Genomic DNA, 14,821 nt, shown 5'->3' with positions numbered 1-14,821 from the left:
ATATGACAAAAGTTAAACCTTATAGTCTTTTTACCGAATTTGATATTTTTCTATTTAAAGGTGGAAATCATTTCAGACTTTATGAAAAATTTGGAGCACATATTACTACAGTAGATGGTGTTGAGGGAACTTATTTTTCGGTTTGGGCACCTACGGCAAACCAAGTTTCAGTAATTGGTGATTTTAATCATTGGAATGATGGCGAACATAAATTAAACGTTCGTTGGGATTCATCCGGAATATGGGAAGGTTTTATTCCTAATGTTGGAAAGGGAAATTTATATAAGTATAAAATTCATTCTAATAATAGTGGAATTGTTACGGAAAAAGCCGATCCTTATGCAAGAAGAAATGAACATCCACCAAAAACGGCTTCTGTTGTTTGGAGCGATGATTATAAATGGAAAGATAAAAAATGGATGAAAACCAGAAAAGAGCATAACTCTCTAGATGCTCCTTATTCCGTTTACGAAGTTCATTTAGGGTCATGGAAACGTCAAATGGAAGAAGATAGATTTTTATCATATACTGAATTGGCGGATGAATTGGTAGCTTATGTTAAAGAAATGAATTTTACCCATGTAGAGTTAATGCCAATAATGGAATATCCATATGATCCTTCTTGGGGATATCAATTAACTGGATATTTTGCACCAACATCACGTTTTGGTTATCCAGATGAGTTTAAATTATTGGTTGATAAATTACATCAGAATGGAATTGGTTTAATTTTAGATTGGGTACCCTCTCATTTTCCAAGTGATGATCACGGTTTAGGGTTTTTTGATGGATCTCATTTGTACGAACATCCAGATCGTAAAAAAGGTTATCATCCAGATTGGAAAAGTTTAATTTTCAACTATGAAAGAAATGAAGTTCGTTCATTTTTAATTAGTAATGCAATATTTTGGCTAGATCAATATCATGCAGATGGGTTAAGAGTAGATGCAGTGGCCTCCATTTTATTTTTAGATTATTCTAGAGAAGATGGAGAATGGGAACCTAATGAGTTTGGAGGTAAAGAAAATTTAGCCGCTATTTCATTCTTAAAACAAATGAATGAAGAAGTTTATAGAAGTTTTCCTGATGTACAAACAATCGCAGAAGAATCAACTGCATTTCCAATGGTTTCTAAACCAACATCAATGGGAGGTCTAGGGTTTGGAATGAAATGGATGATGGGTTGGATGCATGATACATTAGAATTTTTTGGAAAAGATTCCATATATAGAAAATACCATCAAAATGAAATTACATTTAGTTTAGCCTATGCTTTTACTGAAAATTTTATGCTTCCATTGTCTCACGATGAAGTAGTTTATGGTAAAAATTCAATATTAGGACGTATGCCAGGTGATGAATGGCAACGATTTTCTAATTTAAGGTTACTTTATGGTTATATGTTTACACATCCAGGAACAAAATTATTGTTTATGGGAAGTGAATTTGGTCAATATGATGAATGGGATTTTCAATCTAGTTTAGATTGGAATTTGTTGGAATTTGAACCTCATAAAAACATGAAAAATTACTTTTCAGAATTAAATGCATTTTATAGAAATACACCAGCTCTTTTTGAAAATGGTTTTAGTTCAGAAGGTTTTGAATGGATTAGTTTTGATGATCACGAAAACTCTGTCATATCTTATATTAGAAAAGGTAATAAACCATCTGAAAATGTAATAGTTGTATGTAATTTTACACCAAGAACAATTGATAGTTACAAAATAGGATTACCAGTAAATGGAAAATTAAAAGAAATTTTTAATTCTGATGCTGAAAAATTTGGAGGAAGTGGAAATGTAAATTCAAGACAAATTACAATTAAAAAGAAAACTTGGAATGGAAAAAGTTATTCAGCTGATATTAAGTTATCTCCATTAGGAATGGCTGTTTTTCAAATTAAGTAGAACTAATTATTATAACCAAAATATAAGGCTACCATATTTAAATTATATTTAAATATGGTAGCCTTTTTTTAAATTTTTACTGCGTAGTTTTAATGATTAATTTTAGTAAATTTGGATCTCGTTATTATAAAATATATATATGATATTAAATACAGAATTAGAATATAAAGGAAATCAAAGCCCTTCAAAAATAGTTTTTTACAAAAAGAACGTTAATACCTTATATTTTAAAAGTGAGAATAATGTTGTTTTAGAATTAACCGTGGAACGAGATAGTGTTTTACGTTTTAGATATAGTACAACAGGACTTTTTGATAAAGATTTTTCTTATGGAATTACAATGTATGCTAGTAAAGGATATAACCATTTGGAAATTGAGGAAGATGACGACAATTACATTATAACCACTTCAAAGCTTATTTGTAATATTTCAAAGTTAGATATGAGAAGAACTATCCATGATGTGAAGGATAACTCATTAATTTTAGAAGACGAAATAGGATTTCACTGGGAAGAAAGTTATGAAATTGGTGGTGATATAGTAAAAATGTCTTTTAGGTCTCAACAAGCCGAAAATTATTATGGATTAGGAGATAAACCTGTAGATAACAATTTAAAAGGAAGACGTTTTCAAAACTGGGTAACAGATTCTTTTGCTTATGGTAGAAATACAGATCCTATTTATAAAGCAATTCCATTTTATACAGCAATACATCATGAGAAGTCCTATGGAATTTTCTTTGATAATACCTTTAAAACATTTTTCGATTTTTGTCAGGAAAGAAGAAATATAACAAGTTTTTGGGCAGAAGGTGGTGAAATGAATTTTTATTTCATTTATGGTCCTGATATGAAAGAAGTTGTTTCTAATTATACAGATTTAACTGGTCGTCCACAACATATTCCACCTTTATGGGCATTAGGATTTCATCAATGTAAATGGAGCTATTATCCAGAATCAAATGTTAAAGAAATTACGGCCAAATTTAGGGAATTAAAGATTCCATGTGATGCTATTTATTTGGATATTGATTATATGGAAGGGTTTAGATGTTTTACCTGGAGTAAAGAATACTTTCCAAATCCAAAGAAAATGGTTAAAGAATTAGCGGATGATGGGTTTAAAACAATTGTAATTATAGATCCAGGGATTAAAATTGACAATGAGTATGATGTTTTTAAAGAAGGATTAGAGAAAGATTATTTTTGTAAAAGAGCGGATGGACCTTATATGAAAGGAAAAGTATGGCCTGGAGAATGTTATTTTCCAGACTATACAAACCCAGAAGTTAGAGAATGGTGGTCTAATTTATTTAAAGAATTAATAGAAGAAGTTGGTGTAAATGGGGTTTGGAATGATATGAATGAACCTGCTGTTATGGATGTTCCTGGAAAAACTTTTCCAAATGATGTACGCCATGACTATGACGGAAACCCTTGTAGTCATAGAAAAGCGCATAATGTTTATGGAATGCAAATGGCTCGTGCAACTTATCATGGTTTAAAAAAGTTTTCTTATCCAAAACGTCCTTTTGTAATTACTAGAGCTGCATATTCGGGAACACAACGCTATACATCAACGTGGACAGGTGATAATGTTGCTACTTGGGATCATTTAGCAATTGCAAATCAACAAGCACAACGTATGTGTATGTCAGGTTTTTCTTTTGCAGGCTCGGATATTGGAGGATTTGCAGAACAGCCAACAGGTGAATTATTTGCACGTTGGATACAGTTAGGTGTTTTTCATCCATTTTGTAGAGTGCACTCTTCAGGAGACCATGGAGATCAAGAACCTTGGGTATTTGGTAAAACAATTACTGATATAGTAAGAAAATTCATTGAAATTAGATATCAATTATTACCATATTTATATACTACTTTTTGGAGATATACTAGTGAAGGAATTCCAATTCTTAAGTCATTAGTACTATTTGATCAAAAAGATCCCAATACACATCATAGAAATGATGAATTTATTTTTGGTGAAAAAATATTAGTTTGTCCAATAATTGAGGCAAATTCAAAAGGTAGAAGAATGTACATACCAAAAGGAAGATGGTATAGCTTTTGGGATAATTCTATTATAGAAGAAGGTGGAGAAGAAATTTGGGTTGATGCCGATTTGGATAGTATGCCAATTTTTATAAAAGAAGGTGCAATTATTCCAAAGTATCCTGTTCAGCAATATGTTGGGGAAAAAGAAATTGATCAATTGGTTTTAGACGTTTATTTTAAAATGGGTAAGGAATCTTCAGAAGTTTATGAAGATGCTCACGATGGATATGATTATAAAAAAGGACGTTATAGCTTAAGAAATTTTAATCAAGTTGGTAAAGAAAATTCTTTAACAATTCAACAGTTTAAATCTGGTAAATATGTAACCAGCTATGAAACATTTAAGATAAACATTCATGGCTTGCCATTTAAAATTAAAAAAGTTGAAGTTGATAATGAAGAAATTGATATTTCAAAATTAAATGGAAATGTTACCTTGGAGGTAACAAAAGAATTTAGAGAACTTTATATAGTATCAGAATAGTAAATTATTTTTATAAAAAACAAAAAAACCTCTTATTAAAGAGGTTTTTTTATGTTTTTGTGTAAGTTTTATTGTTTTTTGCGACAAAGGATACAAATTTATACAATGAGCAAACTTTGGTATTTCGAAAACGTAAATCTTTTTAAAATTTTATGCCCTCATAAATTTGCGGCCTACAAAGACTGCCATAATTTTAGTGAATATTCTAAAAGTGACTATATATATTTTGAAGAAGATGTTTCGAATAAAGTTTTTTTAATTGAAAAAGGTAAAGTAAAATTAGGTTATTATACAGAAAACGGAGGAGAAGTAGTAAAAGCCATTTTATGTAAAGGTGAACTGTTTGGTGAAAAAGCAATTCTTGGTGAAGAAAAAAGAAATGAATTTGCACAATCTATAGATAATAATACCACTATATGTCCAATAGGAGTTAATACTTTACATGACCTAATGAGAGACAATCAAACTTTTACTTTAAAAATTTATAAATTTATTAGTTTTCGTATTAGAAAATTAGAACGCCGATTACAAATTTTATTATTTAAAGATGCTAAAACCAGATTATTAGATTTTTTAGACGAATTATGCGAAGATTATGGAGTTTGTTGTGAAAAAACAGGAAAATTAAAAGCGGCTCATCCATACACCCAAAAAGATATTGCAAACCTAATTGGAACATCAAGACCAACTTTAAACCTAGTAATGAATGAATTAAAGGAAGAAGGAATAATAGATTTTAAAGGAAAAGAAATACTTTTTTTGAAAAAAACCGCATAGTGTTAGATAGCTAACATTTTAATTTACTTTACTCAAATATATTTGTCATATAACATTAAAACAAATTATTATGACAAGAATTTTTAAATTTATAGCATTGTTCTGTTTTGCTTTAACAGTATCATTTTGTTCAGATGATGATGAACCAACAACAAAGAATTTAGTATTAAATATTTCTGGTTTGGAAAACCTTGGATCAGATTATGTTTATGAAGGATGGATTATGGTTAGTGGTTCTCCTGTTACAACAGGAAGATTTACAGTAAATGATAATGGAATATTATCTCAAACAAGTTTTAACTTAGATTTAGATGATTTAGATGCTGCAACAGCATTTATTTTAACAATTGAAAAAGCCGTAGGTGATGTACCGGAACCTAGTGATGTACATATTTTAGCGGGTGATTTTTCTGGAAATTCAGGAACTTTATCAATAGATCACGGAGCGGCATTAGGTAATAACTTTTCAACTGCCATTGGAAAATATATTTTAGCAACACCTACAAATGGGGCAAATAATGACGAAAATAGCGGGGTTTGGTTTTTAGATTTATCATCAGGTTCCCCAGCTGTTGGATTAAGTTTGCCAACATTACCAGCTGGTTGGAAATATGAAGGTTGGGTTGTAACAAACGGTCAGCCAGTTACTTCAGGTAAGTTTACTAGTGTTACAGGAGCAGATGAGTTTGATGGTTTTAGTGATAATATGGCAGGTCCGCCATTTCCAGGTGAAGATTATTTATTAAACGCACCATCTGGATTAACTTTTCCAGTAGATTTATCGGGTGGTAAGGCTGTAATTTCAATAGAACCAGATCCGGATAATAGCCCTAATCCATTTTTGTTAAAGCCTTTAGTGGGAGACATTCCAGCAAATGCAATAGATCATACCACATATAATTTGGGACAAAATTTAAATTTTCCAACAGGTTCATTTTCAAGATAAATAGCATAAATCAACCCTTTTTTATATTAATTAAATTTACAAAAGCTTCCTTATTGGAGGCTTTTTTAGTTCAAATGTGTATATTTGATTTATTAAAAATTTAAATTTTAAATTATATTAAAAAGTATGAAACTTTTAGAAAATAAAACAGCTTTAATTACTGGAGCAACTAGAGGAATAGGAAAAGGAATTGCTCAGGTTTTTGCAAAACATGGAGCAAATGTTGCATTTACATACAGCTCATCAGTTGAAGCAGCCAACGAATTAGAAAAAGAATTGAAATCATATGGTGTAAAAGCAAAAGGATATCAATCAAATGCTGCAATATTTGATGCAGCTCAAGAATTGGCAGCTAATGTTTTGAAAGAATTTGGTACAATTGACGTTTTAATTAACAATGCTGGAATTACTAAAGATAATTTGTTAATGAGAATTTCAGAAGATGATTTTGATACCGTTATGGATGTTAATTTAAAATCTGTTTTTAATTTAACAAAAGCGGTAATAAGACCAATGATGAAACAGCGTTCGGGTTCTATTATAAATATGAGCTCTGTTGTAGGTTTAAAGGGAAATGCAGGACAATCAAATTATGCCGCCTCTAAAGCAGGTATATTAGGGTTTTCAAAATCTGTTGCATTAGAATTAGGCTCTAGAAATATAAGGTGTAATGTTATTGCACCTGGTTTTATTGAAACTGAAATGACTGCAAAGCTACCTGAAGACACAGTAAAAGAATGGAGAAGTTCTATTCCTTTAAAACGAGGAGGAACACCTGAAGATGTTGCAAATGCCTGTGTATTTTTAGCTTCAGAAATGAGTGCTTATGTTACAGGACAAACAATTAGTGTTGATGGAGGTATGTTAACATAAAAGTAAAACTAAAAAAAGTAATTAAGCCTAATGGTAATTTAAATGATTAAAACTATGTTTATTGTTTTAGCTGTTCTGTTGGCTTTAATCGTTGCTTTTTTTCAATATTTATATAAAAACAAAGAGAAAAGCCAATTGAAATATTGGCTTTCTTTTTTACGTTTTTTAAGTGTTTTTACAATTCTTTTACTTTTAATAAATCCTTCAATTAATAAAACTGAAATTGAAAATGTAAAACCTAATTTAATTGTAGCTGTTGATAATTCGAAATCAATTAAATATAGTTCAGGAGATAAAAGTGTTTTAAATTTTGTTGAAAAACTTAAGAATGATAAACTTTTAAATGATAAATATAAAGTTGAATATTTTTCTTTTGGAAATAATGTATCTCCGTTAGATTCATTAAAATTTAATGAAAATCAAACAAATATTTCGGCCCCCATTCAAGAGTTTTCAAAGCTTTATAAGAAATCTAACAATCCTATTATTATTGTAACAGATGGAAATCAAACCATTGGTAATAATGTGGAATTTAATACCTCCAAAAGCCCAGTTTTTCCTTTAATTATTGGTGATACAACTCAGTTTGAGGATGTTTTTATAGGGCAACTTAATGTAAATAAATACACGTACATAAATAATAAATTACCTGTTGAAGTTTTTATAAATTATACGGGAAATAAGCGGATAACTAAACAATTTAGTGTTTATAATAAAAACAATAAAGTTTTTTCAAAAAACCTTATTTTTTCTAAGGATGACAATGTAAAAATTGAATCCTTTTTCTTGTCTCCAAAGGAAAAAGGAATACAGTATTTTACAGCAAGTATTGAAAATTTAGAGGATGAATTAAATACCTTAAATAACAAAAAGAATTTTAGTGTAAATGTTATAGAAGAAACATCAAAAATATTAGTGTTAACCTCAATAATTCATCCCGATTTAGGAATGTTAAAAAAAGCAATTGAAAGCAACAAACAGCGTTCAGTATTTATTGAGAATATAAACAACTTTAAAGGTAATGTATCTGATTATCAATTGGTAATACTTTATCAGCCTACTAGTTTATTTAAAAGCGTAATGCGCAATATTTCGGATAAAAACTTGAACTATTTTGTTATAACAGGTTTAAGTACTGATTGGAATTTTTTAAATAGCATTCAACAAAATTTTAAGAAAAGTAATACTTCACAATTTGAAAATTATCGTCCTGTTTATAATTCAAATTTCCCTTCATTTTTAGTTGAAGATATTGATTTTTTAAATTTTCCTCCAATAGAAGATGTTTTTGGAACAGTAAATTTTTCAATACCAATTAATACATTATTATTTCAAAAAATAGGACCAATTACTACTGAGGAAACTATGTTGGGAACTTTTCAAAATGATAATCAACGTGGTGCTTTTTTATTTGGAGAGAATATTTGGAGATGGAGAATGCGTAGTTTTGTAAAAAATAATTCGTTTGAAGTATTTGATGGATTTATTTCTAATGTAATACAATATTTATCATCTAATTTAAGAAATGAGCGTTTAAGTGTAACGGTAAATAATCTATTTTACGCAAATGAAATGGTGAATTTTTCGGCTAGTTATTTAGATGAAAACTATCAGTTTAATACAAAATCTAAATTGTGGGTTTCCATTTCCAGTAAGGAGAATAATTATATTAAAAAAATACCTTTTTCTTTAAGTAACAATCAATACAAAGCTGAGTTTTCAAATATCCCGGCAGGTGAATATTATTATACTGTTACAGTTGATAACCAAGCATCAAAATCTTCTGGTAGTTTTAAAGTTCTTCAATTTGAAATAGAACAACAGTTTAAAAACGCGAACGATTTATCATTAAAAAAGTTAGCAACAAAAACTAATGGAGAAGTTTTTTATGAACAAAACTCAGAAAATTTAATTACATTATTACAAAGCGACCCTCGTTTTAAAAGTGTTCAAAGTTCAAAAGTTATTGAATCTCCATTAATAGATTGGAAATGGCTTTTAGGTATTGTTGTTTTAATACTTAGTATTGAGTGGTTTATTAGAAAATATTTTGGTAAAATTTAATAATTGTAAAATTATTTGTTTTAATAATTATTAATAATATTGATAACATACATTTGTTATTTGAATAAATTATTATTTTTTGTTTTTCAAAGCCACCAACTAATTTATTAATAAAAAACCTTTTTCTACCTCTACAAAAGTTACATAGTTAAATTATTATATAGGTAATTTTGAAAATCAAGTTTTTGGTTTTTAACAATATACAATTTTAAATAATTAATTTATGTTGCAACAAATTATTAAGCTAAGTATTAATAATAAACTAATAGTACTTTTAATTACTGCTACTATAGTAGGATTTGGATTGTTTTCACTTACACAAATTCCTATTGGGGCAGTACCAGATATTACAAATAACCAAGTACAAGTAATTACAACATCACGCAATTTATCGACACAAGATATTGAACAATTTATAACTTATCCTGTAGAATTGGAAATGTCTAATTTACCCGGAGTTGAAGAAATTCGATCGGTTTCAAAATTTGGTCTTTCTGTTGTTACCATTGTTTTTGAAGATAGAATGGGAACCTATTTACCCAGACAATTAATTGCTGAAAAAATTAAGACAGCCGCAGAAAAAATACCAGAAGGATTTGGAACACCAGAAATGGGGCCAATAACAACAGGGTTAGGAGAAATTTATCAATATATTATTGATACAAAACCAGGCTATAAAGATAGATATTCGTCAATGGAACTGCGAACAATTCAAGATTGGGTTGTTAAACGTCAGTTGTCTGGTATACCAGGAGTGGTGGAAGTTAATACTTGGGGAGGATTTTTAAAACAATATGAAATTGCCATAAATCCCGAAAAAATAAAGTCGATGAATATAACGGCATCAGAAATTTTAGATGCCGTAGAATTTAACAATAGTGTTGCTGGAGGTGGATATATTGAAAAAAATAATGAAAGTTATTTTGTTAGAGGAGAAGGCTTAATTAAATCTTTAGAAGATATTGAAAACATAGTAATTAAAAATGTAGAAGGAGTTCCAATATTAATTAAAAATGTTGCTGAAGTAAACTTTGGTTTTGCTACTCGTTTTGGTGCAATTACGGGAAATGGTGAAGGAGAAAAAGTACTTGGCCAAATTATGATGTTAAAAGATGGCGACTCTAATAAAGTAATTAAAGCTGTAAAAGAGCGAGTTTCTGAAATTCAAAAAACTTTACCAGAAGGAGTATATATAAATGGATTTTTAGAACGAAGTGAATTAATTGGAAAAACAACCTTTACAATTGCCGAAAACTTAATTTTAGGGATTATTATTGTCATTTTTGTTGTAATTCTACTATTAGGAAGTTTTAGATCTGGTTTAGTAGTTGCATCTGTAATTCCATTATCATTATTATTTACGTTATCGCTAATGTATATTTTTGGAATCGACGCAAACCTAATGAGTTTAGGAGCAATTGATTTTGGTATAATTATAGACGGAGCAGTTATAATTGTTGAATTTATAGCCTTTAAAATCACATCAAAAAGAACGGAATTAATAACACTATCTAAAAGAGATAGACAAAATTCTATTGATGAAATTACTTACAAAAGTAGTTCTAAAATGATGACATCGGCAATTTTTGGACAATTGATTATTTTAATTGTATTTATTCCTATTTTATCTTTAAGTGGTGTTGAAGGAAAAATGTTTAAACCAATGGCAATGGCATTTAGTTTTGCACTAATTGGTGCTATGTTTTTTTGTTTTACCTATGTACCAGTAATTTCATCTATGTTTCTAAAGCCAGAAAAGGTTTCAGAAAATAATGTTTCAAAAAAAATAATAAGTTTCTTTTATACTTTATACGAACCCGTAATAAAATTTGCATTAAAAAGTAAAAAACTTGTTGTAATCGCATCAGTGGTTTTATTAATAATTACGGGATTAATATTTGGAAATATGGGAGGCGAGTTTATTCCAACATTAGATGAAGGAGATTTTGTTATTCAGCCTGTTTTAAAAACTGGAACATCGCTTTCAAAAACAACCCAAATAACCACTAAAATTGAACAAATACTATTAGATAATTTTCCTGAAGTAGATCAAGTTGTATCAAGAATAGGAGCCGCAGAAGTTCCTACAGATCCTATGTCTATGGAAGAAAGTGATGTTATTATTAAACTGAAACCAAAGGGTGAATGGGTTTCTGCAAGTTCAAAAGACGAGTTAGCTGATAAGTTTAAAGATAAATTGTCCATTATACCTGGAATTGATTTTGAATTTACACAACCCATAGAAATGCGCTTTAACGAACTAATTACAGGGGTAAGGGCAGATGTAGCCATAAAAATATTTGGAGATGATTTAAACATTTTAGCCAGCAAGGCAGATGAAATAAAAAGAAAAATTTTAAATGTTGAAGGAGCATCTGATATAATTGTTGAAAAAATTGAAGGCTTACCTCAAATGTCGGTAATCTATAACAGAAGCAAAGTGGCAAGGTATGGCTTAAATATCAAAGAATTAAATCATATGGTATCAATGGCTTTTGCAGGAAATACTTTAGGAAGTGTTTTTGAAGGGGAACGAAAATTTGATTTAGTTGTAAGATTACACTCAGATTTTAGAAAAAATATTGATAATCTTCGAAACTTATATATTGATACTCCAATGGGAATAAAAATACCATTAAACGAGGTAGCGGAAATAAATTATACAAAAGGTCCTGCAAAAATTTCAAGAGATGATACAAAAAGGCGTATTGTAATTGGTGTAAATGTTAGAAATAGAGACATGGAAACTGTAGTAAAAGATATAAAAAGTATTATTGATGCTAATGTTAAATTACCAATAGGTTATTTTATCTCTTATGGAGGACAATTCAAAAACTTAAATAGTGCAAAAAATCGTTTAAAAATAGTTGTTCCAATAGCCCTAATTTTAATATTTATTTTACTTCATTTTGCATTTAATTCTATTAAAGATGCTTTAATGATTTTTTCAGCAATTCCATTATCTGCAGTAGGTGGGGTTTTATTTTTATGGTTAAGAGGTTTGCCATTTAGCATTTCTGCAGGTGTTGGATTTATTGCGCTTTTTGGTATTGCTGTTTTAAATGGAATAGTTTTAATTGAACATTTAAAATCTTTAAAAGAACAAGGTATATATAATGTAAATGAAAGAATATTAAAAGGAACAAAAGAACGTTTACGTCCAGTAGTTTTAACTGCTGCGGCGGCGGCATTAGGTTTTTTACCAATGGCAGTTTCAACAAATGCAGGAGCAGAAGTTCAAAGACCTTTAGCCACCGTAGTTATTGGAGGATTAGTAACAGCAACGTTATTAACACTGGTTGTTTTACCTGTGTTATATGCTATTTTTGAGAATAAAGATTTTAAAATAAATCGAATAATAAATAAAAAAACATTACCATTTTTGGTGTTTCTTATTGTTCCATTTTTGAGTTTTTCTCAAAGTAAGTTTTTTTCTTTAAATGATTTGCAAAACCTAGCAATTAAAAATAACAAACATTTGAACATTCAAAAACAAAAAGTTTTACAGAGTAAAAAGAATTTGAAAGGAGCCTTTGATTTAGAAAAAACAACACTCTATTATTTAAAAGATCGTACTAATTTAAATGAAAATGGAATTCCGTTTGAAACCTTTGGAGTGGAACAAACAATTGAATTTCCAACGGTTTATTTTAGTAAAAAAAATATAGCTAAAATTAATTTAGAACTTCAAGAAATAAAAAGTAAAACTACTGAAAATGAGTTAATAAAGAAAGTTTCTCAAGCATACTATAAACTTGTGTATATAGATGAAAAATTAGAAGAATTGATGTATATAGATAGCTTGTATAGTAATTTTTCAAATGCTGCAAATCGAAAATTTGAATTAGGTGAGTCTAATTACTTAGAAAAAATAACATCTCAATCTAAATATAAATTGTATTCTGTTGAATTGGAATCGTTAAAAAAAGATAGGTTAATTGCCTTTGAAGAATTAAAATTATTAGTTCAAATAAAGGATAATTTTGAAATTAATCCAATTGATTTAAAAAAAATAAATCTTCAAAAAATTGATATATTAAATCATACAATTACTCAGTATTTTCAAAGAAATAAAGAAAAAGTTACGTTTCAAAAAAAAATGCTAACACAACAATTATTACCCGATTTACAATTTAACTATTTTTCTAGTAAAATTAAAGATGCAAATAACACAGTTAATAGTTTCCAAGCTGGAATAGCATTGCCCATTTTTTTGGCAAACAAAACTTCAAAAATATCGGTAGCTAAAATTGAACAAGATATTGCTGATGATTTAATTTTTGAAAATAATCTTAAACTTAAATCAAAATATAAGGTTCTAAATCAGGAATTGGAAAAAATTGAACTTCAATTAACATATTTTGAAAAGAGTGGGGAAAGTTTAGCAAAAGAAATATTAAAAACAGCAAATGGTAGCTATAAAAATGGTGAAATTGATTTCTTTCAATACATACAAAGTCTTGAAATGGTTTATCAATTAAAAATTGAATATTTAGACAATTTAAATAAATACAATCAACTTGTTTTAGAAATTAATTATTTAAACTTATAAAAATGAAAAAACACCTGATAAAAATTATATATATAATTTTATTAACACTAATTGCTTGCGATAATTCTTCAGAAAAGAACAATTCAGAAAACAATATAGTTGAAAATGATAATCTAGTTGAAATTACTAAATCGCAATTTATAAATTCCAATATGTCAACAGGAATTATAGAACCAAAACTATTTAAAGCATCTATAAAAACCAATGGTTATATTAATGTTCCTCCAGCAAATAAAGCAAGCGTAAGCACCATAATGGGTGGTTTTGTTAAAAAAGCAAATTTATTAGTAGGTGATAAGGTAAAAAAAGGACAATTGCTGTTAACTATTCAAAACCCAGAATTTATTGAGATTCAGCAACAATATCTAGAAATTGTTGAAGAATTAAACTATTTAGAAAGTGAATTTGAACGACAAAAAACGTTATTTAAAGAAAAAATTACATCTCATAAAAATTATTTAAAAGCAGAAGTTAATTTAAAAAAATCTAAAGCAATATGTAATGGTTTAGAAGAAAAATTAGGTTTAATGAACATCAATACTTCAAATGTTAAATTAGGTAAAATCACATCAATTATACCTGTTTACGCACCAATTTCAGGAATTGTATCTATGGTTAATACAAGTGTAGGTAAATATATGAATACTTCTGAAGTGCTTTTAGAAATTATTGATGACCAGAAAAAACATCTAGAATTAATTGTATTTGAAAAAGATGTAATGAGTTTAAAAAAAGGACAACAAGTTAATTTTAAATCACCCGAAAATTCTTCGAAAATATATAATGGAGAAGTTGATTTAATAGCTAATACTATTTCTAAAGAAAGTAGATCTGTTAAAGTTCACGTTCATTTAAAAGAAAGTAAGTCTTTTATTGTTGGAATGTATATGGAAGGAGAAATAGTGACAGGATTACTTAAAAAAATGGCATTACCGGCTTCTGCAGTTATTGAAGATAATGGAAAAGCCTATATTATGGTTTTAAATAAAGAAAATCCGGATACCTATTTATTCGAAAAAACGGTTGTTTCTATTGGTGTAAAAAATGAAGATTTTGTTGAAATACTAGAAAATAATTTACAGTTAAGAGATAAGCAAATATTATTAAATGGTGTTTTTATACCTTAAAAGAAAGTAAAATTATACTTAAAAGTAATA

At 28.4% G+C, this 14,821-nt stretch carries 8 protein-coding genes; all 8 read left to right on the top strand.

Annotated features, from left to right (window positions below; genetic code table 11):
- The first annotated feature begins 2 nt into the window (after positions 1 to 2).
- The 8 genes from glgB (at position 3) to Q0776_RS08270 (ending at position 14,791) form a co-directional block, all read left to right on the top strand.
- Entirely contained in the window at positions 3 to 1,910 is a 1,908-nt protein-coding gene (glgB, locus tag Q0776_RS08305) for a 1,4-alpha-glucan branching protein GlgB (protein ID WP_298366976.1), read from the top strand.
- A 139-nt stretch (positions 1,911 to 2,049) separates the two neighbouring features.
- Positions 2,050 to 4,452 (top strand): glycoside hydrolase family 31 protein, encoded by a 2,403-nt coding sequence (locus tag Q0776_RS08300; RefSeq protein ID WP_298366974.1) that lies wholly within the window; start codon positions 2,050 to 2,052, stop codon positions 4,450 to 4,452.
- A 105-nt stretch (positions 4,453 to 4,557) separates the two neighbouring features.
- Positions 4,558 to 5,229 (top strand): Crp/Fnr family transcriptional regulator, encoded by a 672-nt coding sequence (locus Q0776_RS08295; protein ID WP_298366971.1) that lies wholly within the window; start codon positions 4,558 to 4,560, stop codon positions 5,227 to 5,229.
- A 70-nt stretch (positions 5,230 to 5,299) separates the two neighbouring features.
- A complete protein-coding gene (locus tag Q0776_RS08290; protein WP_298366968.1) occupies positions 5,300 to 6,175 on the top strand; it encodes an anti-sigma factor in 876 nt (291 codons plus the stop codon).
- 126 nt (positions 6,176 to 6,301) lie between these two features.
- A complete protein-coding gene (gene fabG / locus Q0776_RS08285; protein WP_298366966.1) occupies positions 6,302 to 7,048 on the top strand; it encodes a 3-oxoacyl-[acyl-carrier-protein] reductase in 747 nt (248 codons plus the stop codon).
- Positions 7,049 to 7,090: 42 nt separating this feature from the next.
- Positions 7,091 to 9,112 carry a VWA domain-containing protein gene (locus Q0776_RS08280; protein WP_298366964.1) on the top strand — a complete coding sequence of 674 codons (2,022 nt, stop codon included), beginning with the start codon at positions 7,091 to 7,093 and terminating at the stop codon, positions 9,110 to 9,112.
- A 223-nt stretch (positions 9,113 to 9,335) separates the two neighbouring features.
- On the top strand, positions 9,336 to 13,664 hold the full coding sequence (locus Q0776_RS08275; RefSeq protein ID WP_298366961.1) for a CusA/CzcA family heavy metal efflux RND transporter: 4,329 nt from the start codon (positions 9,336 to 9,338) through the stop codon (positions 13,662 to 13,664).
- Positions 13,665 to 13,666: 2 nt separating this feature from the next.
- Positions 13,667 to 14,791: an efflux RND transporter periplasmic adaptor subunit gene (locus Q0776_RS08270; protein ID WP_298366959.1), complete on the top strand. Its 1,125-nt coding sequence runs from the start codon at positions 13,667 to 13,669 to the stop codon at positions 14,789 to 14,791.
- The last annotated feature ends 30 nt before the right edge of the window (positions 14,792 to 14,821 follow it).

Source organism: uncultured Lutibacter sp., assembly GCF_947495725.1.
Lineage (GTDB): Bacteria > Bacteroidota > Bacteroidia > Flavobacteriales > Flavobacteriaceae > Lutibacter.
The sequence above is the reverse complement of the archived record's forward strand: the minus strand, read 5'-3'. Positions and strand labels throughout refer to the sequence as shown.

Excerpts from the sequence above, each read along its gene's own strand:
- glgB (WP_298366976.1), top strand. The coding sequence starts at position 3 with ATGACAAAAGTTAAACCTTATAGTCTTTTTACCGAATTTGATATTTTT.
- Q0776_RS08300 (WP_298366974.1), top strand. The coding sequence starts at position 2,050 with ATGATATTAAATACAGAATTAGAATATAAAGGAAATCAAAGCCCTTCA.
- Q0776_RS08295 (WP_298366971.1), top strand. The coding sequence starts at position 4,558 with ATGAGCAAACTTTGGTATTTCGAAAACGTAAATCTTTTTAAAATTTTA.
- Q0776_RS08290 (WP_298366968.1), top strand. The coding sequence starts at position 5,300 with ATGACAAGAATTTTTAAATTTATAGCATTGTTCTGTTTTGCTTTAACA.
- fabG (WP_298366966.1), top strand. The coding sequence starts at position 6,302 with ATGAAACTTTTAGAAAATAAAACAGCTTTAATTACTGGAGCAACTAGA.
- Q0776_RS08280 (WP_298366964.1), top strand. The coding sequence starts at position 7,091 with ATGATTAAAACTATGTTTATTGTTTTAGCTGTTCTGTTGGCTTTAATC.
- Q0776_RS08275 (WP_298366961.1), top strand. The coding sequence starts at position 9,336 with ATGTTGCAACAAATTATTAAGCTAAGTATTAATAATAAACTAATAGTA.
- Q0776_RS08270 (WP_298366959.1), top strand. The coding sequence starts at position 13,667 with ATGAAAAAACACCTGATAAAAATTATATATATAATTTTATTAACACTA.